This window comes from Ensifer sp. KUDG1, from assembly GCF_050434285.1.
Classification (GTDB): Bacteria; Pseudomonadota; Alphaproteobacteria; order Rhizobiales; family Rhizobiaceae; genus Ensifer.
In genome coordinates this window covers 73452-97592 of sequence record NZ_JBNDIG010000002.1, presented here as the reverse complement: position 1 = coordinate 97592, position 24141 = coordinate 73452, and the positions used below count along the sequence as shown (strand labels likewise).

Sequence of the window (24141 nt, the reverse complement as noted above, 5' to 3'; positions counted from 1 at the left end):
AACCGCTCCTGACGCTGGCGCCTATGGCGCCAGCGGTCATTCCACGCCTCATTGTACGAAGCCGGAAACCGCGAGATTGCGATCATGGCCAAGGCCGAACCCAGCGCCTTCGTCCGGCATATCCAGGATGAACTCTCCGGCATCGGGCCGGTCCAGCTCGACCGCTTCTTCGGCGGCTGGGCCTATCTCCTCGCCGACAAGCGTTTTGCCGTCAGCATCAAGGATCGCCTCTACTTCCGGGTCGATCGGGCGCTGAAAGATGCGCTCGTTGCCGAGGGCTGCCAGCCCTTCAGCTACGCGAAGGGCGGAAAGACGGTGGTCGTGCATCGCTTCTACGAAGCGCCTCTGGATTGTCTCGACGACCGGGATGCACTGCTCCATTGGGCCAATCGCGCGCTTGCCGCCGAAGACGACGATCTGCGCTGATCATCGCGCATCCGCTCTCGCCCACCGGCCGAGACGGCTCAACTTCGGGGAACGAATTTGCCGTCGCTCCGTCGTACAAGCAAAAAACCTGTCGTGATTTCCGGCATTTTCGTCGCACCGTGCGTTTGACCGCGCGCGGTCGCCCTATATAGTCGCGTTGTTCTCAGGGCGGGGCGAAATTCCCCACCGGCGGTAGCGGTCGCAAGGCCGAAGCCCGCGAGCGCCTTGGAGCTCACGCTCCAGGGGTCAGCAGATCCGGTCAGATTCCGGAGCCGACGGTCACAGTCCGGATGGAAGAGAGCAAGCAGTACCGTGGGTTCCCGCGAAGGGACCTCGCGCGCATGCATGTTCGCCCGACGGGATCATTGGAAAAACGCCAAACCCTGAAAGGCTTGAGACCATGACCATTCTTTCCCACCCCACAGCCAAGATCGCGATCGTTCGTGCCCGTTGGCATGCCGATATCGTCGACCGCTGCGTCGATGCCTTTGTCGCGCAATGGACGAAGCTTGGCGGCTCGGCGGCCGATGTCGAGATCTTCGACGTGCCGGGCGCACTCGAAATCCCGCTGCATGCACAGACGCTGGCCAAGACCGGCCGCTATGCCGCGATCCTCGGCACCGCCTTCGTCGTCGACGGCGGCATCTACCGCCACGATTTCGTCGCCGGCACTGTACTCGACGGCATGATGCGCGTGCAGCTCGACACCAACGTGCCGGTGCTTTCGGCCGTGCTGACGCCGCACAATTTCCAGGAAAGCGAACCGCTGATCGCCTTCTTCCGCGAGCACTTCGTGACCAAGGGCACGGAAGCGGCCAACGCCTGCGCCCAGATCCTCGACGCCCGCGCCAAGCTGGCGCTCGTCAACGCCTGATCGGCTGCGGGCTCCGACATCAGCCGGCCTGACGGCGCCGCAATGGCGGCTGCCCCTCATCCGCACGGTGAGGGCTTGCCCCTCATCCGGCTGCCGCCACCTTCTCCCCGCACGCGGGGAGAAGGACACGCGCGGCGCTCGTGTCGCCTAAACTCACCCTTCACCTTCGAGGACGAGGTCCGCCCGGACTGAGAAGCACGGGTTGGCTATGGAGCTCGTCCCCTCTCCCCGCCTGCGGGGAGAGGGCTAGGGTGAGGGGCAGCCACGCCCTACCAACCCCTCCTGAATCAATTCGTGAAGCGCCTGAATCGGTTCGTCAGCGTTAAAGGACAAGCCGCTGTTTCGACTCGCAAAATCAATGCGCCGCATCACCCTTGTGCAGGCTGCGCTCCAGAGCCGCCATGCGGTGGCGATGCCCCGCCACCTCGTAGCCGACGATGGTGACGACCGGTGCCAGCATCAGGATGATCAGGCACTTGGCCATGTCGAGCCCGGCGATCGCCGCAACCACGGACGCTGCCAGCACCAGCGCTGTGCCAGCGAGCAGCCAGAGATGCAGGCGGTCCACCTGCTGCATGAGATAGGCGTACATCGCGTAGAGCAGCCCGATGTAGCACGCGACGGGCACCGCCACCGTCAGCACCGTCGCGACCGAACCGATATGCGCCTTGTGCTCGATGTAATAGGCCGCCACATGCAGGCCGGCGCCGGTCGCAACGATCGAGGCGAAGATCGGCATGTGGCCGTAGCCCCAGACGAAGGCCCGCTTGAGACGGTAGTGGTGCAGGATCTCCGCACTCGGCAGCAGGAAATAGATCCACCACATCCCGAAGGTGAGCCCCGTGCCGGCGAGGCAGACGAGCGCGACATTGAGGTCCCAGCCCTGCCCCTCGACCACGGCCGAGATCGAGGCGACCGTGCCGACGACCCCTTCCCCAAGGGCGATGATGGCAAGAAGCCCGTAGCGCTCGGCGATGTGGTGCGCATGCCAGGGCGTGCCGCCGTCCCGCGTCTCGGCGAAATAGGGGCCGAGCATCTCGATCGCCGTGAGCCCGACGACCATGGCGAAGGTCACCAGCAGCGAGAAGTCGACGAAGATCAGCACGACCCAGCCGATCTGGGCGACGCTGATCGCTTTCACATAGGTGAGGCAGGCATTGCGCCGTGCCGGGTCCTGGCGGCTCGCGCGCAGCCATTGGAAGAGCATCGCCACCCGCATGACGACGTAGCCGAGCACCATAATGCCGTTGTCGAGATGCTCACCCTTGTCGATCGACTCGAACATCGGCGGCAGGCCGATCGCAAGGATCAGCACGCCGACCATCTGCACCATGGTAACGGCGCGGAAAATCCAGTCGTCCGTGTCATAAGCGGAGGCAAACCAGCTGAAATTGATCCAGGCCCAGCAGATCGAGAAGGTCGCGAGCGCAAAGCCGAAGAGGCCGGCAAAGATGTGCCCCTCGGCGAGGAAATGGGCAAGCTGCGAAGCAGCCAGGCTGAAGGCAATGACGAAGGTCAGGTCGAACAGCAGCTCGAGCGTCGTCGCGGTCCGGTGATGTTCATGCGTGTCGCGGCCGCTCATGCGCGCCACGTGGTGGTGCGCGCTTTGATGCGGCTCGGTCGAGGTGGTTTCACTCATGCGGCAGCGTCCCTCATTTGACGATCCGCAAGAATATTCAAATATTTGCAGAAGCCTCGTCAAGACGAAGCGCAAGACCGGACATGAAAACGCCCGGCATCGCTGCCGGGCGTGTCGTCACGATGCCTGAGGGAGGATCAACGGCATCGCGAGATTGGGTAGGCCTTGAACCGGGAACCGGATGCAGACAGCAAGCCGCCCGCCCTTTTCCTCAGCCGGCTCGCGCCGCATCCAGGCGGTTGATCGCCTCGACATTGCCGGCCGAAGAGCCGTTCGGGTCGAACTCGGAGGCGAGCCAGGTGTCGACGATCGACTTTGCCAGTTCCGGTCCGATGACGCGGGCGCCCATGGTGATGATCTGGGCGTTGTTCGACTTTGCCGCACGCTCGGCCGAATAGGTGTCGTGCGTCAACGCCGCGCGGATGCCCGGCACCTTGTTGGCGGAGATGCACACGCCGATGCCGGTGCCGCAGAACAGGATGCCGCGGTCATGCTTGCCCTCGACAACCTGCTGCGCCAGGTTCTGTGCGAGGTCCGCATAGAAGCCGGACTGGCTGAGGTCGACGACTTCCACGTCGCTGCGGCCGCTCAGATGGGCGGCAATGACATCCAGCAGGGGCTTGCCGGCGCTGTCGGCTCCAATTGCAATCTTCATGATTGTTCCTTTCGTTCTTCTTGAGCTGCAACGGCCGGAGGCTCAGATCGCCTTGGCGACGCGCTGCAGAATGTCGAGATAGCCATTCACGTCCCAGGCGGAGCGGCCGATGAAGAGGCCGTCGATATGCGCCTGGGTGATCAGTTCTTCGCAATTGCCCGGATTGACGCTGCCGCCGTAGAGCACCGGCACGCGCCGGCCGAGTGTCGCTTCCGCCACCTCGGCGATGCGCTTATGGCGCTCGTCGGCATAGTCAGCCGTCGCCGGGATACCGTTGACGCCGATCGCCCAGACCGGCTCGTAGGCAAGCAGGATCGTCGCCGTCTTCGCCTCGCCTTCGAGAAGTGCCAGCGCGCCCTCGACCTGGCGCTTCAGCACTTGGTCTGCCTCGCCCGCTTCGCGCTCGGAAAGAGTCTCGCCGATGCAGATCAGCGGCACCAGGCCATGGCGCACGGCGGCTGCCGTCTTCAGGCCGACGGTGCGGTCGGTCTCGCCGAAATGCTCGCGGCGCTCGCTGTGGCCGAGCTCGACCACGTCGAGGTCGCAATCCCTCAGCATCAGCGGCGACACCTCGCCGGTCCAGGCGCCGGCATCGTCCCAATGCATGTTCTGCGCGCCGACCTTGACGCTGGTGCCGGAAAGTCTCGCCTTGACCTCGCGCACGGCCGTGAACGGCGGAATGACGAAACGCTGGATGCGCTCGTCACGCGACGCGTCGGCCGCAGCAAGACCCTCGGCAAAGACCATCGCCTCGGCGAGCGTCTTGTTCATCTTCCAGCTGGTTCCGACCCAAAGGCCCGACTTCTTCATGCTTTCTCCTTGCGATTTTCGACCCTGACCAGCCGGATGCCCGCCTCTTCGAGTGGCGCTGCGTGTTCGGCCGAAACTTCCGAGCCGGTCAGCACTGCGTCGAAGGCATTAAGCCCGGTCAGGAAATGGAGCGCCGAGCGCCCGAATTTGTCGTGGTCCACCAGCAGGTATTTGCGCTTGGCCGCCTTCACCATCAGGCGCTTGGCCTGCACCACCTCCTGGTCCTGGTGGAAGGCCGTGGTGCCCTCGATCGCAGAACTGGAGAGAAAGGCGACATCGACGCGCAGCGACCTGAGCGCCTCGTCGGTGACGATGCCGAAGAAGCCGTTGAACTTCTTGCTGTACTGGCCCCCGAGCGCGATCACATTGATGCCTGGCGCGCCTGAAAGGCTGGTGATGACGCCGAGATTGTTGGTGATGACCGTAAGCGGGCGGATGTCGCGGATGCACTCGGCGATCGCGCCCGTCGTCGAGCTGTCGTCGATCAGGATGCTCTGCCCCGGTTCGATCAGGCTCGCCGCATGTTCGGCAATGCGCCGCTTCTCCGAAATCGCGATCTTCTCGCGGTAACGGAAATCGCTTTCGAATTGCGGGCTCGACTGGATCGAGGCGCCGCCATGCACCTTGCGCAACAGACCCGCCTGTTCGAGGTCGTCGAGGTCGCGATGCACCGTCATCTTGCTGACGCCAAAGCGTAAGGACAGGTCTTCGACGGACGCCGTTCCGGCCTCCATCAGCACATCCATGATCGCCTGTCGCCTGTCTTCCGGCTTCATCGTCTCGGTCCCGATCGCGCGCAGCCTTGGCCGCGCTCACCGTGAGAAGATAACACCTATTTGTGATATTTCAATTTATGCAACGTGATTTTGTGATCTTTCAGTGTGATTTTTCTGTGCGATTGAAGCCGGTGTCGATATGGGGCTCCCAAAATTCGACCGACTCCCGGATCATCTCGACGACGTTGTGATCCGTCGGCTCGCGCTCACGGAAGGAAAGCTCCAGGCAGATCTCGTTGTCGGTGCCGCCACCGGCCTTAACCGCGCCGATCAGCTTCTCCGGCGTGATCCGGCCGTCGCGGTTATAGGCGGCGGTAAACGGCCAGTGGCCGCCCTTGTTCATCGACGACTGCTTGATGTGGATGATCGGGGAACGCTCCGGGAAGGCACCGGCCCAGGCATAGGGATCGATGTCGTCGGGGTTGTCGGAGGTGACGTCGCCATGGTCGATATCGACCATCATCTTCATCGGGATCGGCAGCTGCGCTTCTGCGAGCCGCCGGTCGAGCGTCCGGCATTCCGCGATCGTGTGGCCGAACTCGCGACCGACCGACATCGGCTCCCAGAAGACGTAGTCGAGCCCCGCCGCCTTGCCGTGCTCGGCCACCTCGCGCCAGCAGTCGATGGCGATCCGCATCATCTCCTCGCGCCGCGCCGGGTCGTCGTAGTCCTTGAGCGTGAAGATCGCGAACTGCGTGCCCATGCCGGAGGCGCCGAGTTCGGCGGAGATATCGGCAAAGGTCTTGAACCAGTCGACATAGTAGCGCCTGACATCCGGGTCCGGATGGCCGAAATGGTTGAGCCTGCCATAGGGCCCGGTCATGCCCGAGGTGACCTTCACGCCGGTGCGGTCGATTGCCCGACGAAACTGCCTGAGGGTCTTGGCGATAGTTGCGGCCGGCCAGCCGGGATTGACGAACTCGTGGGTGAGCTGCACGTAGCCGATACGGATCTTCTCGGCGATCGTGTCTATGAGGTCATCGGGCTCGGCGAAGCGGTTGACCAGCGGATTGGTGTTGAGCGACAGCGTGAAGGCCACGGCTTTACTCCCGGCTACCAGATGAATTTCGGAAGGATGAAGTCGGGCCTGGCGTCATGTTCGGCAAAGAGCTTGCGACGCTCCTCCTCGGAGGCGCGTTCCAGAATGCCCGTCGTCACCAGCACGGAATGAAGCCCGGCACCCGCCGCCCCCACAATGTCGTGCTCGATGCTGTCGCCGATCGCGCAGACCCGTGTCGGTTCGGGCTGCCCGAGGAAATCGAGCGCTGACGCATAGATGTCGGCAAAGGGTTTGCCGATCCAGCGAACGGTTCCGCCGAGTTCCTCGTAAAGCTCGGCGATGCGGCCCGCGCCGAAGGCGGTACCTTCCTTCGTCAGCATCACCTTGTCCGGATTGGTGCAGAGACAGGGCACGCCGCGTCTGGCGGCCGGCGCCAGCAGCGCCTCGTAGTGGGAAAGCGGATGGACATCGCCCTCGCTCGCGGCGAGCAGCACGAAATCGGCATCGGCACCACTCTCCGTGCGTTCGAGGTCTAGCCCCGTCAGCGGCGAGACGTCACCGTCGCGACTGATCAGCAGGCACTTGCGCCGCTTGTCCACGGCACCCGCACCTTCCCGCCTGAGGATCTGCCAGGCGACCTCGCCCGAGGTCAGGAACCAATCCCAGCTCCCCGAGACGAAACCGAGATCGACGAGGCGGCGATCGTTTTCCGCCGACCGCTTGCCGGAATTCGAGAGGATGATGATGCGCTTTCCCGCATCCTTCAGCTTGACCAGCGTTTCGGCCGCTCCCGGATAGGGCCCGCGGCCATCGCGCAGCACCCCGAACTGATCGATCAGGAAGGCGTCGTAGCGATCGGCAATCTCGCCAAGTCCCTCGATCGCAGTCGTTTGAGCAAACGTCACAACACACCAGCCTTTCTGGCACCCGCAAGAGCAAGCCGCGCCGTGCCGGCCGCCGGCTCCTCGGAGAGAACCGGCAGGAACGGAACGCCGAGCTTGCGCGCCCGGATAGCGCTCCAGGCCGCATTCTTTGCGCCACCGCCGACACTGCGAAGCGATCGGAGCCCCGGTCCGCCAAGCGCTGTCAGCCGCTGATAGGCGAGGCTCTCGACGCCGGCGATGCCCTCGAAGATCGCCTTGAGGAAGGTCGCGTCGTCGGCCGGTCGTGGGCTCATGCGCGGGGCGAAATCCGGATCGACGATCGGAAAGCGCTCGCCTGATTTCACCAGCGGATAATAGTCGAGCCCGGTGTCGATGGCCGGATCGATCCCGGCCGAAAGTGCAGCGATCCGGTCGGCTGAGAAATGTTCCGCCAGAACCACCCCGCCCGTATTGGACGCTCCGCCCGCGAGCCACATCTCGCCGATGCGGTGGCTGTAGAGCCCGTATTCCGGCGCAAACAGCGGACGGTCGGACAGCATCTTCACCGTCAGCGTCGTGCCGAGCGCGCTGACACCGTCGCCCGGCTGATCGGCGCCGGTGGCCAGGAACGAGGCGCATCCGTCCGTGGTGCCGGCAACGATCGCCACATCATCCGAAAGCCCGAAGGCTTCGGCCGCTTCCGGCGAGATCGTCGCGATTGGCGCACCGGCCGGCAGCACATCCGGCAGCAGATCGACAAGCGCGCCGGTCCTTTCCATCCAGTCCGGCCAGGACCGCGACACGGGATCGTAGCCGGTCTTCAGCGCATTGTTCTCGTCGGAGACATCGTAGAGCCCGGTGAAATGGCCGGCCAGCCAATCGGCCTGATGGATCACCCGGAAGACACCCGGCACAGTCTGGAAAGCAAGAAGCTTGGCAAGGCCGGATGTGGCGCCATGGGCGGCACTTTCGCGCGGCGCATGGGCCGCGACCGCGTCGAGCAGCGCGCGGTCGACAACCGGATCGTTGTACATCATCGGCGTCGCCAGCGGCGCGCCTCTCTCATCGACCGGCAACATCGTGCCCGACGTGCCGTCGATCGAAACTGCAACGACCTTCCGCCTGTCGATACAGCCAAGCGCTTCCTCAAGCGCCGCCTGCACCGCTTTCCACCAACCCACGGGATCGCGGTGATCGGTGGAGAAAGCCGAGAGCTTCGCCGCACCTGATGCGACGACGGTCCCGTCCACCGCCATGGCGACCGCACGGGCGCCCGAAGTGCCAAGGTCGATGCCGATGACGAGCTTGTCCGATTGGCCACTCATTGCAGCACCTGCCCGGCGCGATTGAGCTGCTGGCGGTATTTCTCGGCATCCCAGCCGAGAAGTTCCGCGTTTTCGGCCTCCGTCAGGTAGCGCAGCCGTGCGTCCGTCGGGATGCGCGCCGTCACGTCCGCAAGGCATCGCGCCATGGCGAAGGCACCAGCGGATATCTCCTTCTGCACCAGCACGCCCTTGCCCGGGAAGAGCAGCAACGGGGGCAGGCTCTCGCCGCCCGCACGCAGCTTCGTCTCGATCGAAAGCGCGGTCTCGCCGGGCGCGGCGACCACGACGCCCTTGCCAAGGAAGATGACGTGATCGGGGTAGAGGCTGCCGCCGGCGGCAAGCCGGCAGCTATCGAGATCGGCGGCGACCGAATGCAGGGCAACGTCCTCCGGCAGACGGTAGTCGCTGTCGACCGCAAGGCGCGAAAGCGCCGCCACATCGGCGGCGGGAGCCATCCTGCGTGCGCCGGTCAGCCGACGGGTAATATCCGTCAGCAGGATCGCGGCATCGACCACGGTTTCAGCAGCGACCACCAGGCCGTGATTGCCAAGTAACAGCACCGACGTATTGTCCTGCATCCGCTCGGCAATCGCTTTCGCTAGCGGCAGGCCCGGGCGAGCATAGGGCACGAAGACATGGGGGTAGCCGGCAAGCCGCTCGGCAGCGATTGCCGCACCGTTGGTCTGCACCGCCGTCGCGATCGTCTCGACGCAGTGCACATGCACCACCACCTTTTGCGGCATCAGCGCATGCACGGTCGTTTCAATCGAGGGGCGCAGGCCCGAGGGGTTGCGCTCTGCGATCACGAAATCCTGCGCCTTCTCGGTTGCTGGGTCGTTCGCATCCAGTGCTTCGAGCAAGGGCTCGAGCGCCACCGGCACCATGACGTCGCGCTGGCGGGCATGCGCCAGCCACAGACCAGACGCCTTGATCCAGAGCGTTCCGCCCTCCTTGATCGAGGTGTTGCCGCCCGCCCCCTGCACCAGCAGCGGATCCGAGCCGACACGGGCCGAGAGATCGAGAAGCGCTTCGAATTCCAGACTTCGCATCCGTTCTCCTTCAGGCCGCCGCCTGCTGGCGGTCCAGCCAATGGGTAAAGGCCTGCCGCTCGGCCTGCGTCATGTGCAGGCCATGCTTGGTGCGCCGGTCGAGAATGTCGTCCACCGCCAGCGCCCATTCGTTTTCGATGAGGAAGCGCGCCTCGCACTCATGGAAGAGCGGCCCGAAGGCCGGACCGAGATCCTCGAGCGACGTGGCGCCAGCCAGCAACGCATGTGTCCGGGTGCCATAGAGGCGCGCGTAGTGCTTGGCGAGGTCCGATGGCAACCAGCGATAGCGCGCCTTGAGCTCGCCCAGGAACAAATCGAAATCGGCCTCCGCCATGTCGCCGCCCGGCAGATGCGCCTTCGCCGTCCAGGCCGGCCCCATCCTCGGGAAGAAGGGCTTCAGCCGTTCCAGCGCATGTTCGGAGAGCTTGCGGAAGGTGGTGATCTTGCCGCCGAAGACCGAGAGCAACGGCGGCTGCCCGTCGGCCGCATCGACCTCGAAGATATAGTCGCGGGTGACGGCCGAGGGGTTTTCGGCATTGTCGTCATAGAGCGGCCGCACGCCGGAGAAGCTGTAGACGATATCGTCAGACGTCAGTTGCTGCTTGAAGTAGCGGTTCACCGATTTCAGGAGATAGGCGATCTCGTTGTCGTCGGCGGCCACGTCCTCCGGCCGGCCTTCATAGGGGATATCGGTCGTGCCGATCAGCGCCAGGTCGTTCTGGTAGGGATTGATGAAGATCACCCGCTTGTCCGTGTTCTGCACCAGATAGGCCTGCCGCCCCTCCCAGAATTTCGGCACGACGATGTGGCTACCCTTGACGAGGCGCACGCTGCGGCTGGAGTTCAAGCCGCCGATCCGGCCGATGACGTCGTTGACCCAGGGGCCGGCGGTGTTGACCACACAGCGCGCCCTCGCCTCGGTCTTGGCGCCGGTGCGCGTATCAGTCATCTCGATAGACCAGAGCCCGTCGCGCCGTCGGATCGCGCTGCAGGCGGTGCGTGTCAGCACGCGGGCACCACGATCACGGGCATCGAGCGCGTTCAGAACGACCAGACGCGCGTCGTCCACCCAACAGTCGGAATATTCGAAGGCCTTGCGATACGCACGCTTGATCGGCGCGCCCTCGGGCGCGGTTTGAAGATTGAGGCTGCGGGTACCCGGCAACCGCTTGCGGCCGCCGAGATGGTCGTAGAGGAAGAGGCCGAGCCGGACGAGCCACGCAGGCCGGTCCTCAGGATTGTGCGGCAGCACGAAACGCATCGGCCAGATGATGTGCGGCGCGGATTGCAGCAGCACCTCGCGCTCGATCAGCGCCTCGCGCACCAGGCGGAACTCGTAATATTCGAGGTAGCGCAGGCCGCCATGCACCAGCTTGCCGGAGCGCGAACTGGTGCCCTGGGCCAGATCGTCCTTCTCGCACAACAGCACCGAGAGCCCGCGCCCTGCCGCGTCGCGCGCAATGCCCGCGCCGTTGACGCCGCCGCCGACGACGAACAGATCGTATATTCCGGTCTCGGAACTCAACGTCGTTCCTCCTGTCATCAGCACGGATTGACCGGCGGCAGACCGGCGATATATCGGCGGACTTCCTCGGCCGCCATTTCGGCGGCAAAGGTCACGGTGCGCACCGAGGCGCCGGCAATATGCGGCGTCAGCGTCACGTTCGGCAGTTGCAGCAGCGGCCAGTCCTCCGGCACCGGCTCGATCGCGAAGGTCTCCAGCATCGCCGCCGACAGGTGGCCGCTCACCAGGTTCTCGTAAAGCGCGTCATAGTCGCAGAGCGGTCCGCGTGCCGTGTTCACGAAGATTGCGCCGGGCTTCATCTTGGCGAAGGTCTCGGCGTTCATCATGTTGCGCGTCTCCTCGGTGACCCGCGGATGCAGCGTCACGACGTCGGAGCGGGAGAGAAGCGTGTCGAGCGAAACCTGCTCGACGCCGGCGTTGAGATCGTCGGCCGAGAGCTGCACATAGGGATCATGCACCAGCACCTTGGTGCCAAAGGCCCGCAACAGCCGCACCACCTTGGTGCCGATATTGCCGTAGCCGATGACGCCGACGGTCATTTCGCAGAGCTCGCGGCCGGTGCGGTCGGCGCGGTAGAGATCGCCGCGCCACTCGCCCTTGCGCAGGGCTTCGTGGCCGGTGCGGATCAGCCGTGTTTCGGCAAGGATCGCGCCGAGCGTGAACTCGGCGACGGCGTTGGCATTTCGGCCAGGCGTATTGACGACACGAACGCCCGCATCGCGCGCAGCGCCCATGTCGATATTGACAGGACCGCCGCGCGAGACGGCGACGAGCTTAAGGCCGGGCAACGCCTCGAGCATTCCGCGCGACAGCGGCGCCAGCTGCGTCACCAGGATTTCGGCATCGCCGATGAAGTCGATCATATCCTCCGGCTTGCCCAGATATTCCTTGAGACCGTCCATGCCTTCGACGGCATAGCCGTGCTCCATCGGCACATCCGGCCAGGGCAGTTCGAGCGTGCGGATGTCATGGCCGTTGCCGGTCGCCTCGACGATCTTGTCGCGAAACACGTCCGGCAGCATGAACCGGTCGCCGATAATGGCTATCTTCTTCATTTCGATGTTTCCTGTTGAGTTCCCGCGGCCGCACCTTGGGAGAGTGCGTGCCAGACGGGCCTGAGCGCTGTGCGCGACTGCTGGTAGGTGGGGAAGAGTTCGTCATAGCGGCGGGCAAGCGCCGGGTCGGCGGCTTCGGCCGGCCGTTGATAGGGCGTGACCCAATCGCCCAGGCAATCGGCCATCGAGGGATAGATGCCGAGCGAGACGGCGGCGATCATCGCCGCACCCGCAGCCCCGGCCTCCTCGCGTTCGCTCGTCTGCACGCTGGCACCGAGAGCAGCACCCAGAATGCGGCGAAGCGAACCGCTGCGGGCAGCGCCACCCGTCAGGCGAATACGCCCGGGCAGCGGCCCCATCTCGGCGTAACAATCGCGCGCTGCCATGGCGAGCCCGTCAAGGACCGCCTTCACCATCTCGGGAAAGCCGTGGTTGATCGAGAGCCCGACGAAGGAGGCACGCGCCGTCGCGTCGACGAAAGGTCCGCGCTCGCCGGCCTCCGAAATATAGGGCTGGAAGATCAGCGGCGTGTCCTTGGCGTCCGCGAGCCAGCCATCGACATAAGCGAGCAGCTCGCTCTTCGATTTCTCCACCCCCATGCCCTTCAACAGGCCGGACGCGAGCGACAGGATCCAGTCGATGTTGAGCGTCGCCGCCATGTTGGACTGCATCTGCGCGTAGGCGCCGGGGATCGGCATGCACATGGTGTAGCCGGTCAAGTCCCGATTCAGCCGCACATCGTCGGCGCCGTTGGCGAGCCGCATATGCATGCCGGTCGAGCCGATGATCGAGCAGCCGGTATCGGTGCCCGGATCATAAAGCCCGGCGCCAAGCGCGGTGCAAACGACATCGACATAGCCGAGCACGATCGGCGTGCCCTCGGTGAGGCCGGTAATGCCTGCTGCTTCCGCCGAAAGTGCGTGATGGGTCGCAGCACCGTCGACGATCTCCGGCAGCACATGTTTCAGCTTTTCGAGCCCGAGAAAGCGGATGACATCGTCGTTGTAGCTGCGGGTGCGAAAATTGCCGAAGCTGAAATTCGCCTCGGAGGGATCGGTCGCGCGCTTGCCGGTCAGCTTGAAATAAAGCCAGTCCTTGCAGTGGAAGGTAGTTGCGACGCCCGAGAGCATCTCGGGCGCATGGTCGCTCATCCAGCGAAGCTGCGGCCCCTGCTGGCACGCGGCAAGGCCCGAGCCAGTGCTTTCAAAACGGGCGGTATCCCCGCTGTCGCCGCGCAGCCGCTCCACCGTCTCGCCGGCGCGCGCATCGAGCCAGAGCCAGCCCTTGCCGACGGGCTCCCCGGCCCTGTCGATCATCCAGGTGCCATCGCCCTGCCCGGTCACCGCGATCGCGGCAACGCGACCCGAGAGGTTTTCGATCTTGTCGGCGAGCTGCACAAGCGTCGTTGCCGCATCCGCCCAGGTGCGATCGAGGTCCTGGACGCTGCCGGCCCTGCCCACCGCCTCATAGACGTTCGGAAGCGCCGCCATGGCAAGCTGGCGGCCGGCGAGATCGAAGGCCACCGACTTGATGACCGACGTTCCCGCATCGATGCCGATGAGGATGTCCCGCATCAGGCGAGCTCCTGTCCATGGCTGATCGCCCGCCCGCTCTCGCCGTCGAAGACGTGCAGGCTCGACGGGTCGAGGTGGATGCCGATCGGCTGGCCGACATCGAGCTCCGTGCGGTCATGCTCGACGAGCACCATGGTGCCACCGGCAAAGTCCGCGGCGATATGGGTCTGGTCGCCGAGCCACTGGTTGACGGCGACACGCCCGGTGACGCCATCGGCGCTGCGGCGCACCGAATAAGGCCTGATGCCGAGCACGACTTTCTGCCTTTTGATCAATTCGTCGCGCACCGCATGCGAAAAATCCGAAGCTGGATATTCGAGCCGCACGCCGTCCTTGAGGCCAAAGGCCATCTTGTTTTCGGAGCCGGTGACGCTGGCCTCGAAGACGTTCATCGGCGGCTCGCCGACGAAGGTCCCGGTGAAGAGATTGGCCGGCCGCTCCTTGATCTTCTGCGGCGTGTCGAACTGCTGCAGCACGCCGCCTTCCATGACGGCGATGCGATCGGCAAGGGCGTTGGCCTCGGTCTGGTCGTGGGTGACGAGGATCGCCGTCAGCCCACGCTCCTTGATGAAGTGCTTGATGCGACCGCGAAGCAGCGCGCGAAGCTGCGGCTCCAGCTGCCCCATCGGCTCGTCGAGCAGGTGCAGGTTGGCGTCGCGGATCAACGCTCGTCCGAGCGAGGCGCGCTGCTGCTGGCCGCCAGAGATCGAGCTCGGGTAACGCCCGAGAATGTCCTCGATCTCAAGCAGCTTGGCGATGCCCGCCACCTTCTCGTCGACGACGCTCTGCGAGAGCTTGGAGGCCTTGAGCGCGAAGGCGATGTTTTCGCGCACCGTCAGCGGCGGATAGAGCGAATAACCTTCGAACGCCATGGCGACGTTGCGACGCACCGGCGGCAGGGTCTGGACCTCGCGTCCGGCAAGCGAGATCGTGCCGCGCGACACCGCCTCGAAGCCGGCGATCATGCGCAGCGTCGAGGTCTTGCCGCAACCGGACGAGCCGAGCAGCGCGATGATCTCGCCCTTCCTCACATCCATGTTCAGCTTCTTCACGGCATGCACGCCGTAATCGACGGGGCCATAAAACTTGTCGACGTCCTTGATCAGAAGGGCGGTGTCGGTCATGCCGCTTCTCCATTGCGCTTGGCTGCAAGGTCGGCGCGCGGCAAAAGAGCGCCGCTCGCCTTGTCGAAGAGGAAAGCCTGCATGCCATTGACGGCAATATGGGCGGGTCCTGCGGTTGGACCAGGCGTGCCGGCCGGCCGCGACACCAGGATTTCGCGGCCACGGGCGGTCAGCGCCAGCGTCACCGTCTTTTCGTTGAGCGGCGTTTCCGCTTCCACCGTCACAGGGATGGCACCCGGTGCTGCCGCATCGACGAAGCTGATCGCCTCGGGACGCAGGCCAAGCACGCACTGGCGGCCGACGACATCGGGACCGTAATCCCCAAGCCGCACCCGGACGTTCGAAAGCTCGACGAAGACGTCTCCACCGCTGCGCTGCGGCGTGACATCGAGCAGGTTGATGGTGGGATCGCCGAAGAGCCTGGCGATCTCGATATCGGCCGGCGCGTTGTAGATCTCCTGCGGCGTGCCGATCTGGCGAATACGGCCAGCGGCCATCACCGCGATCCGGTCGCCGAGCGCCATCGCCTCCTTGTAGTCTTGGGTGACGTAGACGACCGTCGCGCCTTCCGCAGCCAGGAGCCGCGGCAGTTCCAGCCGCATCTCGAAACGCAGCTTGGCATCGACGTTGCGCAGCGGGTCGTCGAGCAAAAGCAGCGGCGGCGAGCCGACGAGCGCACGAGCAAGGGCCGTGCGCTGCTTCTGGCCGTTCGACAGCGCCTTCGGGTGATGCGTCAGCACATGGTCGATCTTCAGGAGCTTTGCGACCTTCTGCACGCCGGCGGCGATCTTCTCCTTCGACGAGCGCGTCGCCGTCAGCGGGCTCGCGATATTGTCGAAGGCACTCATATGCGGGAACAGCGCGAAATTCTGGAAGGCCATGCCGACGCCGCGGTGCTCGGCGTCCACATCGGTCATGTCCTCGCCGCCGATCAGCACCCGGCCCTCGTCCGGCTCGATGACGCCGGCGACGAGGCGCAGCAGCACGGTCTTGCCGGCGCCGGAGGGGCCGAAGAGCACCAGCCGCTCGCCATCGGCAACATCGAGCGTGAGGTCGTCGAGAACCGTCTGGCTCTTGTAGCGCTTGACGATATTCTTCAGTTGCAGCGTGGTCATGAGTTACCCTTTCACCGCGCCGAGCGACAGGCCCTCGACGAGGTAGCGCTGGGCGTAGAGTGCAAGTGCGAGCGTCGGCGTGACCGAAAGCACGATGGCCGCCGCGATCTGCCCGTATTGGATGCCCGAGGAGGTGACGAACGCAAGTGCGCCCACCGTCACCGGCTGCTTGTCGGCGGACGCCAGCACCAGCGCAAAGACGAAGTTGTTCCAGGCGAAGATGAAGGCAAGCAGGCCGGCAGCGGCAATGCCCGGTCCGGCAAGCGGCAGGGCAATCTTGCGGAAGGTCGCAAACCACGAATGGCCAGCGATGCGATAGGCATATTCGACGTCGGCCGAGATGTCCTCGAAGTAACCGCGCACGATCCAGAGGATCAGCGGCAGGCAGATCAACTGGTAGACCCAGATCAGGCCGAAATAGGTGTTGGAGAGGCCGAGCCACTGGAAATACTGGGTCAGCGGCAAGAGCACCAGGAGCGGCGGCGCGAAGCGGAAGGACAGTAGCGTGAACGCGATGTCTTCCGAGCCCTTGAACTTGTGACGGGCAAAGGCGTAGGCCGCCGGCACGCCGAGCACCAGCGCCACGGCAACGGAGGCGACCGACAGGAAGATCGAGTTGCCGAGATTGCGCATGAAGGCGATGTCGAGCGTTCCCGCCGCCGTCTGCAGCTTGCCGGTGATCAACGCCGCATAGTTGGACAGCGTCGGCGAGAACACGACCGACGGCGGGATCGCCAGGATCGTCTCGTTCGTCTGGAACGACATCAGAAAGATCCAGAAGATCGGGAACATGAAGAAGACGACGACAAGCGTCAGGGCGAGACCGCGTAAAGTCCGTTCGAGCGGAGACATGGTTTCCATTGGTCCCTCCTTTACGCTTCGCCGCGTGCGCGTTCGCGCAGCCGCAGCCAGTTCTTGATGAAGACGTTGGACAGCGTGTAGGTGATCGCCCACAGGATGATCAGCAGCGCTGCCGAACGGCCGACATTGGTCGACTGGAAGAAGTTGAGATAGGCCTCCACCTGGAAGACGGTGAGCGTATTGCCGGGTCCCCCTTGCGTCATCGCGTAGATGATGTCGAACTGCTGGATACTGTCGAGCAACCGGAACAGCGTCGCCGTCAGGATATAGGGTGTGAGCATCGGCAGCGTGATGCGGAAGAAGACAAAGCTGCGCGGCACGCCGTCGAGTGCAGCCGCCTCGAAGGGCTGGGTCGGCAGCGAGCGCAGGCCGGCCAAAAGCAGGATCATGATGAAGGGCGTATAGACCCAGATATCGACGAGCACGACGGTCAGTAGCGCGGTGTCCGGCGAGGATGCCCAGCGGAAATCATGCAGCCCGATCAGGCTTGCGAGATAGCTGAGGATGCCGAAGCTCGGATTGGTCATCAGCTTCCACATCAAGGCGGCGAGCGCCGGCGCGATCATCAGCGGCAACAGCAGCATGATCGAGATGAAGTTGTTGACCGTCGAGCGCCGCTGCAGGAGCAGCGCAATGCCGAGACCGAGCAGCAGTTCCAGCGTCACGGTGAGGCCGGCATAGAGCAGCGACACTTTCAGCGTGTTCCAGAAGGCCGGATCGGTAAAGAAGTTGAGGTAGTTTTCGCCCCAGTTGAACTGGCGCGCCCAGGGCTGGCTGAGCCGGTAGCGCTGGAAGGAATAGATGACCGCCGTAAAGAACGGGATGAGGATGCCGATACAGACCAAGAGCGCCGGCAGGCTCAGCACATAGGGAAGCATCTTCCTGCTGATCCTGAAACCGGAGGCTGGTCTCTTGAGGGTTTCTGTTGAAGCCATGTCGAGCTCCGTTCCTGAAGTCTTTAAAGAGCACGCGGCACGCGGCAGCCTTCAGGCGCCGCGCCAGTTCCTCGGCATCTCAGGTTGATTTCGGCGCGACCTCAAACCGGTCGCAACAGGCCGACTGATGCCGGCATCTCGGGATCCCCGGCGCGTCGTAGCGCCGGGGATCGCTTGGGAGGCCTATCAGCCGAGACCCGCCTCTTGGAGCTGGCGGTTGATGCTTTCGACGAGCTGGTCGAGACCTTCATCGACGGGCACCTGCTTGGCGACCATCTTCTGCAGCGTCGATGCCCATTCGGTGGTGACGTCGAAGAACAGCGGCTGCGGCGTGAACTTGATGGAGGCACCGGCGGCCGAGGCGTCGAACATTTCGACGTAACCCGGATACTTGCCGTTCAGCTTCTCGCGGAACATCTCGTCCTTCCAGATCGACTGGCGAACCGGATCGACGAAGTCCATCTTGGTGGCGCCGAACAGCGCATGCTCCGGACCGGAAGCCCATTGCAGGAAGTACCAGGTGGCGTCCTTGTCCTTGGAGAAGTTGGACATGGCGAGCGACCAGATCCAGATGTTCGGCGTCGAGGCGGTGGCCTCCGGGTTGGCGGCAAAGGCGGCATAGCCGAGCTTGCCGGCCATCTTGTTGTCGCCGCCGTTCATGAAGTAGCCGAGGCAATCGGCGTCGAAGATCATCGCCGAGGCGCCGGCGCCAAGATCGGTGCCGACCTGGTACCAGGTGTAGGTCGACCAGTCCTTCGGGCCGCTTTCCTGGATCATCTGCACGAACTTGGCGTGATAGGCTTTGGATTCCGCCGTGCCCATCGCCGCCGACAGCTTGCCGTCGGCCGAGACGTTCAGGTCCTTCTGGTTGAAGTTCGCATAGCCCGACAGGAAACCCGGATGGATCGTCGCCCAGGAGCGCGAACCGCGAACGCCGATGCCGTAGATGCCACCGATGTCCTTCTGCAGCTTGGCCGCAACCGTGATCATGTCGTCGAGGTTCTTCGGCAGCTCGACGCCGGCCTTGTCGAACATCTCGCGGTTATAGGTGATGTTGTTCTGCTCGAACGCCCACGGAATGCACCACTGCTTGGCGTCTTCCGAGCCGAGCGCTCCGCCCGGCTGGCCGTTCCAGGCGCAGGAATTCTTCACGCCGGCCAGGAAATCGTCCCAGTTGTAGTTGGGGTTGGTCTTGGCCGGGTCCTTGATCCATTCGTTGAGGTCTGCGATCCAGCCGGCCGGGCCATAGGTCCAGGTCATGTAGGCGCCGGTCATGAAGGCATCGTATTCGGCCGAGCCCGACGACAGCGCCGCCGTCACCTTGTCGAAATAGACGTCTTCCGGGAACACGTCATAGGTCACGTCGATGCCCGTCAGGTCCTTGAAGGCCTGCAGGTTGGCGATCATCGCATCAGCGTAAGGGTGCTTGTTCAGAAGCAGCTTCAGCTTCTTGCCGGAGTGTGCTTTCCAGTCGAAATCGGCGGCGAGCGCCTGCGTCGACATCATGTTGAACAACGTGCCGGCCGTGCCGGCTGCCAGGCCTGCAGCCCCCAATCCCTTGAGCATGCCGCGGCGGTCCACCTCCCCACGCAGGAATGCGCTGATGAGGTCCTTCTCCTTCTCGTACATTCGTCTTCTCCTCCGTTGCGGGTATGATTGCGACTGCCGGCTACCCCACCGGTATTCCTCCCTTTAAGACCGCGGGCAGATCCTCCCTGCCCTCATGGCCTCGAATGTGTCAGCGCCTCATGCGCCGTCGGCGGCCAGCGCCCTCGCAGTCCTCTCGTCGGTAATGAGACCGCGCAAATGCCCGCTGGCGAGCACCGCCCGGATGGCCGGAACCTTGATCTTGCCGCCGGCCACAGCGACCGTGCGGCGGTTCTTCAGGTCCTCGCGGCTGAGCGTAAACGTGCGGTCGGAAAGCGTGGTCTCGACCGGCTTGCCGTCGCGGTCGAAGAAATGGCCGAGCAATTCGCCCATTGCCCCGCCCTTCTGGATGTCCTCGATCTCGCTGGTCTCGATCATGCCGGTCGAGACCAGCGAGGCCTCGCGCTCGACCGTGCCGATGCCGACCATCAGCAGATCGGCGGTCTTGGCGAGATCGAAGACCTCGCGCACGCCGCGCTGGCTGAAGAGCACGTCGCGATCCTCGATCGTGTTGGCGAAGAACGGCACCGGCATGACATAGGCCTCGGCCCCGGTGCGCTCGGCGAGCCGGTGGATCACGTCGTGCGGGTTGGCGGAGAACTTGCGGGTGAGCCCGCCGAGCAGCGAGACGAAGCGGGTGTTGCCGCTTCCGATCCGTGGCAGGTATTCGACACAGGCGGCGAGTGTGCGGCCGTGGCCGACGCCGACCAGCGCGGTCTCGCCGCGCTCGATCTCGCGCTTCAGGAACTGCGCACCGGAAATGCCGAGCGCCTTCAAAGGCAGATCGTCGGCGTCGAAGTCCGGCACGACCTCGCAATAGTCGAGGCCAAAGCGGGCCGAAAGCGCTTGCTCGAGTTCGACGCATTCCGAGACTTCACCGTCGATATAGACCTTCACCAGCCCTTCCTGGTTGGCCTTCATGATCAGCCGGTGGGCTTTCAGCGAGGTCAGCCCCAGACGCTTGGCGACCTCCGCCTGGGTCAGGCCGCCGGCATAGTGCAGCCAGGCCGCCCGTGTCGCCATGCTGGTTTCGTCATCACGAATGCCCGTCCCGCCAATCGTCATTGTCTCCACCCGGCTCTTGTTGCGCTGCATGATATTTTTTGCACCGCGTGATATTTTTATCCGTTAATGAAAGAAATTTCATGGCGTGAAAAAAATGTCAATAGCGTTTGACAAATGAGCGATCACGTTTGTGAAGAGGTGGTTGAGCGGTCGCAGCGGCTGCACGCAATGGCAGCGGCCCTCGGCAGGCAACGGAGATCGGGAGTTTCTTGAAAACTGGGAAAGGCGCCGCTCGACAGACGATCAACCGACCGTCAGCGGTGCACGGGTCGCCGGATTATTGTCCGAGGTTTCGGAGGTAGAGCGACAGCAATTGCGTCTGCGAGGAAATGCCGAGCTTGCGGTAGACGTTGCGGCGGTGGACCTTCACCGTGCCGGTGGAGATGCCGAGCCTCAGACCGATCGATTCTGACGAATGCCCCTGCAGCACCAGTTCGATGATCGAGGCTTCGCGCTCCGTCAGATTGAGATGCTGCCAGACGCCGTCGGCCGGCGGATGCGTTGCCTTGCGCTTGCTGCGCCCGGTTTTGGCCAGCGCCGCATCGAACCGTCGACCGAGATCGGCCCAATGATGGCGCACCAGGCCGGAGACCAGCGGCTCCACCTTTTTCAGAAGCGCGAACTCAGCAGCGCTGAAAGTCCCCGTCGCCTCGCGCCGCATCAGCGAAAGCACGACGGTGATCTGCTCGTCGACCGGCACGAAGAAGCCAACCTCTTCGGCAAGCCCCGTCTGCACATAATAGGTGCGATAATACTCCGAGGAGAAGAACCGGTCGGGCGCCAGCTCCCGCATCCGCCAGACGCCGGGCTCACTCTTGATCGCCGCGTGGTAGAACGGGTCGAGCAGATACGGTCCAGCCTGGTAGAGGCTGACGAAGAGCACGTGATCCCTGGCGTTAAAGGTGCTGTAGAGATCGATCGGCCGTTCCTTGCCGCGATAGGCAAAGACAACCACGTAGTCGAAGGTCATCAGCGTCGACATCAGCCGCCGATAGGTGGAGCCGACGGCATCGTCGTCCATCGCGGCACCCGCCACCAGCGGCGCCATGACCTGAAAAAGTCCTTCGAGATCGACGCTCAAACCGCCCTCCCGGCCGGTGTTTCCTGCTCTGGGGTATACTCCTCACACAGAGCAATCCGCGTTGAAATACCTCTCTCGGGGTATATACCGGCAAGGCATGTGGTGACTAGGCTGCGTGTCAATGACGGTGGAGTGCCGGGATACGAGATCCTGGCGACATCCGAAAACAACCGCAGGGAACAGACGTGACATCCGCTTCGACGAACGACATCGAGTTCCGTTCGGTCGCCAAACGTTATGGCGCCGTGACGGCCGTTTCCGACATCAATCTCGAGGTGCCGCGCGGCGCCTTCATGGCGCTTCTCGGGCCGTCGGGCTGCGGCAAGACCACCTGCCTGCGCATGATCGGCGGCTTCGAGCAGCCGAGCGAAGGCACGGTCTTCATCAGCGGCGAGCCGATGAACGGGGTTGCCGCCTATCGCCGCCCGGTCAACATGGTGTTCCAGCACTATGCGCTATTCCCCCATCTCGACGTCGAAGCCAACGTCTCCTACGGCCTGAGGCAGATGCGGCCGCGCATCGCCAGCGCCGAGATCGCCCGCCGCGCCCAGGAGGCGCTGGAAATGGTGCGGCTCGGCGGCTTCGGCAAACGCCGCATCCACGAAATGTCCGGTGGCCAGCAGCAGCGCGTGGCGCTCGCCCGCGCCATCGTCAACAAGCCGAAGGTGCTTCTGCTCGACGAACCGCTGGCAGCCCTCGACAAGAAGTTGCGCACCGCCATGCAGATCGAGCTGCAGACGCTGCAGCGCGAACTCGGCATTACCTTCGTGCTCGTCACCCACGACCAGGAAGAAGCGCTGTCGATGAGCGATTTCGTCTGCGTCATGAATGCCGGTCGCATCGTCCAGGTCGGCCCGCCGCAGGAAATCTACGACAAGCCCGCAAGCCTTTTCGTCGCCGATTTCGTCGGCAAGACCAACCGCATCGATGCCACCGTCGACGGCGCCTCGTCGCTCGTCCTTGCCAATGGCGCCCGCTTCGCCACCTCCGCCGTCAACGGCACAAAAGGTGCAGCAACGGTGGCGCTGAGACCCGAGGCGATCCGGCTCGCCCGCAACGGCGCGGCAAGCGCTGAAGCATTGGCCGGCACGGTCACGCACCGGATCTTCCTGGGCTCAGCGGTCGAATATTCCGTCGCGGTCGACGGTCTTGGCGATTTCCTTGTCACGGCCGACCGCCGCACGCTCGGCGACAGCGAACTCGTCGAACCCGGCGAAAAGGTCGGCCTCGCCTTCGACCCGAACGCGCTTCACGTCTTTCCAGCCTGACATCGCCCGGCTTCGAAAAGCCGGTTCTGCCGCCTACGCATGAACGTCAAACGATAAAGGGAACAGCGTCATGAGCAAATGGTACAGAGAAAATGCCCCTATCACCGCCGACCAGCTCGCGGACGAACTGATGCGCCTGAAGCGCGGCTCGGTCACGCGACGCCATTTCCTCGGCGTCACCGGCCTCGGCCTTGCAACCGCCGTGCTTGCTCGCCAGCCGGGCCTCTTCAATTCCACCGCCTTTGCCGGCGATCTCGGCACGCAGATGTCGATCGCCACCTGGCCGAACTATCATGACCCGGCGACCTTCGAGGCCTTCCAGGCGGCAACCGGCGTTGCCGTCGAGGTCAACGTCTTCGGCTCCAACGAAGAGATGCTCGCCAAGCTCCAGGCCGGCGGCACCGGCTGGGACCTCTTCGTTCCCACCAACTATACGATCTCGACCTATGTGAAGCTCGGCCTCATCGACGAGCTCGATATGGCGAAGCTGCCGAACTACGACGCCGCAACCGAGACCGCGCGCTTCACCAACGAGGGCACCGTCGACGGCAAGACCTATGCGGTGCCGAAGAACTGGGGGACGACCGGCATCGCGGTCAATTCGGCGAAGATCAAGAAACCGGTCACCAGCTGGAAGGAATTCTTCGAGATCGCCATGACCGACGGCGACGGCCGCGCCATGGTGCACGACTACCAGCTCACCACCATCGGCAACGCGCTGGTGTCGCTCGGCTATTCCTTCAACTCGATCAAGCCGGAAGAACTCGCCAAGGCCGAGGAACTGCTGATCAAGGTCAAGCCGCATCTCTACGCCATCAACAGCGACTACCAGCCGTCGATGCGCGCGACCGATGCCTGGATGACCATGTGCTGGACCAATGACGGCGCCCAGCTCAACCGCGACATGCCGGAAATCCTGTTCACGCTCGGCAAGGATGGCGGCGAGATCTGGTCGGACTTCTACGCGATCCCGAAAAGCGCCGCCAACAAGGCGGCCGGCTATGCGCTGCTCAACTACCTGATGGCGCCGGAAAACGCCATGAAGGAGCACATCGCCAACGGTGCGCCGACCACAGACAGCCGCGTCCTGAAGCTGCTGCCCGTCGACGTGACATCCAACAAGATCGTCTACCCGGACGAGGCATCGCTAACGCCGCTCGAATTCGGCGCCGCCGTGACCCTCACCGACCCCGGCCGCGCCGAACTGATGGCGCGCTTCAAGTCGGCTTGATGGGAACGTGACGACCCCAGGTGGAGGGGCGCCCCTTCGACTGCGCCGTGAGGAAATTGCCCCTCATCCGCCTGCCGGCACCTTCTCCCCGTTCTGACGGGGAGAAGGGACAAGCTGCAAGCTCCCGCCCTTGCCCCTGTCGGAAGAGAGGGGCCGAGAGGGTGCCACAAGTCCCCTTCGCCCCGCCTGCGGGGAGAAGGTGCCGGCAGGCGGATGAGGGGCTTCCCGACCCAGCACGGATGA

22 protein-coding genes and 1 riboswitch are annotated in these 24141 nt (G+C 64.0%); of the genes, 4 read left to right on the top strand and 18 right to left on the bottom strand.

From position 1 onward, the window contains the following. Positions 1–84: 84 nt before the first annotated feature. Positions 85–426: a TfoX/Sxy family protein gene (locus M2267_RS05905; protein WP_429113188.1), complete on the top strand. Its 342-nt coding sequence runs from the start codon at positions 85–87 to the stop codon at positions 424–426. Positions 427–581: 155 nt separating this feature from the next. Continuing rightward, positions 582–732: riboswitch (FMN riboswitch) on the top strand. Between the two features lie 94 nt (positions 733–826). Next, positions 827–1300 carry a 6,7-dimethyl-8-ribityllumazine synthase gene (locus M2267_RS05900; RefSeq protein WP_205238306.1) on the top strand — a complete coding sequence of 158 codons (474 nt, stop codon included), beginning with the start codon at positions 827–829 and terminating at the stop codon, positions 1298–1300. Between the two features lie 355 nt (positions 1301–1655). On the opposite strand, the gene M2267_RS05895 is transcribed toward M2267_RS05900, so the two are convergent. The 18 genes from M2267_RS05895 to M2267_RS05810 form a co-directional block, all read right to left on the bottom strand. Beyond that, on the bottom strand, positions 1656–2939 hold the full coding sequence (locus tag M2267_RS05895; protein WP_429113185.1) for a low temperature requirement protein A: 1284 nt from the start codon (positions 2937–2939) through the stop codon (positions 1656–1658). 211 nt (positions 2940–3150) lie between these two features. Next, positions 3151–3594: an RpiB/LacA/LacB family sugar-phosphate isomerase gene (locus M2267_RS05890; RefSeq protein ID WP_043615766.1), complete on the bottom strand. Its 444-nt coding sequence runs from the start codon at positions 3592–3594 to the stop codon at positions 3151–3153. A 42-nt stretch (positions 3595–3636) separates the two neighbouring features. After that, on the bottom strand, positions 3637–4404 hold the full coding sequence (locus tag M2267_RS05885) for a triose-phosphate isomerase (protein WP_429113183.1): 768 nt from the start codon (positions 4402–4404) through the stop codon (positions 3637–3639). Then, the gene (locus M2267_RS05880) at positions 4401–5180 is read right to left on the bottom strand and encodes a DeoR/GlpR family DNA-binding transcription regulator (protein ID WP_429113182.1); all 780 of its coding nucleotides are present in this window, start codon (positions 5178–5180) and stop codon (positions 4401–4403) included. The genes M2267_RS05885 and M2267_RS05880 overlap by 4 nt, the downstream gene beginning before the upstream one ends. Before the next feature lie 100 nt (positions 5181–5280). Continuing rightward, complete coding sequence (locus M2267_RS05875) at positions 5281–6219, bottom strand: sugar phosphate isomerase/epimerase family protein (protein WP_429113180.1); 939 nt, start codon at positions 6217–6219, stop codon at positions 5281–5283. A 14-nt stretch (positions 6220–6233) separates the two neighbouring features. Continuing rightward, complete coding sequence (locus M2267_RS05870; protein WP_429113177.1) at positions 6234–7085, bottom strand: TIGR01459 family HAD-type hydrolase; 852 nt, start codon at positions 7083–7085, stop codon at positions 6234–6236. Continuing rightward, on the bottom strand, positions 7082–8368 hold the full coding sequence (locus tag M2267_RS05865) for an FGGY-family carbohydrate kinase (RefSeq protein ID WP_429113175.1): 1287 nt from the start codon (positions 8366–8368) through the stop codon (positions 7082–7084). The genes M2267_RS05870 and M2267_RS05865 overlap by 4 nt, the downstream gene beginning before the upstream one ends. Beyond that, positions 8365–9417 carry a class II aldolase/adducin family protein gene (locus M2267_RS05860; RefSeq protein ID WP_429113173.1) on the bottom strand — a complete coding sequence of 351 codons (1053 nt, stop codon included), beginning with the start codon at positions 9415–9417 and terminating at the stop codon, positions 8365–8367. Before M2267_RS05860 ends, M2267_RS05865 begins: the two co-directional genes overlap by 4 nt. A gap of 10 nt (positions 9418–9427) precedes the next feature. Further along, entirely contained in the window at positions 9428–10960 is a 1533-nt protein-coding gene (locus M2267_RS05855) for a glycerol-3-phosphate dehydrogenase (protein ID WP_429114501.1), read from the bottom strand. Further along, positions 10960–11997, bottom strand: coding sequence for a 2-hydroxyacid dehydrogenase (locus M2267_RS05850; RefSeq protein WP_429113172.1), 1038 nt, complete (start codon positions 11995–11997; stop codon positions 10960–10962). The genes M2267_RS05855 and M2267_RS05850 overlap by 1 nt, the downstream gene beginning before the upstream one ends. Further along, complete coding sequence (locus M2267_RS05845; RefSeq protein ID WP_429113170.1) at positions 11994–13571, bottom strand: FGGY-family carbohydrate kinase; 1578 nt, start codon at positions 13569–13571, stop codon at positions 11994–11996. The genes M2267_RS05850 and M2267_RS05845 overlap by 4 nt, the downstream gene beginning before the upstream one ends. Beyond that, positions 13571–14695 carry an ABC transporter ATP-binding protein gene (locus tag M2267_RS05840; protein WP_429113168.1) on the bottom strand — a complete coding sequence of 375 codons (1125 nt, stop codon included), beginning with the start codon at positions 14693–14695 and terminating at the stop codon, positions 13571–13573. Before M2267_RS05840 ends, M2267_RS05845 begins: the two co-directional genes overlap by 1 nt. Beyond that, on the bottom strand, positions 14692–15810 hold the full coding sequence (locus M2267_RS05835; protein WP_429113166.1) for an ABC transporter ATP-binding protein: 1119 nt from the start codon (positions 15808–15810) through the stop codon (positions 14692–14694). Before M2267_RS05835 ends, M2267_RS05840 begins: the two co-directional genes overlap by 4 nt. A gap of 3 nt (positions 15811–15813) precedes the next feature. Then, positions 15814–16671: a carbohydrate ABC transporter permease gene (locus M2267_RS05830; protein WP_034792198.1), complete on the bottom strand. Its 858-nt coding sequence runs from the start codon at positions 16669–16671 to the stop codon at positions 15814–15816. An 11-nt stretch (positions 16672–16682) separates the two neighbouring features. After that, on the bottom strand, positions 16683–17606 hold the full coding sequence (locus tag M2267_RS05825; RefSeq protein ID WP_043615736.1) for a carbohydrate ABC transporter permease: 924 nt from the start codon (positions 17604–17606) through the stop codon (positions 16683–16685). A 186-nt stretch (positions 17607–17792) separates the two neighbouring features. Further along, positions 17793–19235, bottom strand: a complete 1443-nt coding sequence (locus M2267_RS05820; protein WP_043615733.1) for an extracellular solute-binding protein — start codon at positions 19233–19235, stop codon at positions 17793–17795. A 117-nt stretch (positions 19236–19352) separates the two neighbouring features. After that, positions 19353–20318, bottom strand: a complete 966-nt coding sequence (locus tag M2267_RS05815) for a sugar-binding transcriptional regulator (RefSeq protein WP_429114499.1) — start codon at positions 20316–20318, stop codon at positions 19353–19355. A 277-nt stretch (positions 20319–20595) separates the two neighbouring features. Continuing rightward, the gene (locus M2267_RS05810; protein WP_429114498.1) at positions 20596–21339 is read right to left on the bottom strand and encodes a helix-turn-helix transcriptional regulator; all 744 of its coding nucleotides are present in this window, start codon (positions 21337–21339) and stop codon (positions 20596–20598) included. A 245-nt stretch (positions 21340–21584) separates the two neighbouring features. Between M2267_RS05810 and M2267_RS05805 the strand changes: the two genes are divergently transcribed. Both M2267_RS05805 and M2267_RS05800 read left to right on the top strand, forming a co-directional pair. Continuing rightward, complete coding sequence (locus M2267_RS05805) at positions 21585–22667, top strand: ABC transporter ATP-binding protein (RefSeq protein ID WP_429113162.1); 1083 nt, start codon at positions 21585–21587, stop codon at positions 22665–22667. 70 nt (positions 22668–22737) lie between these two features. After that, positions 22738–23898, top strand: a complete 1161-nt coding sequence (locus M2267_RS05800; RefSeq protein ID WP_429113160.1) for a polyamine ABC transporter substrate-binding protein — start codon at positions 22738–22740, stop codon at positions 23896–23898. The last annotated feature ends 243 nt before the right edge of the window (positions 23899–24141 follow it).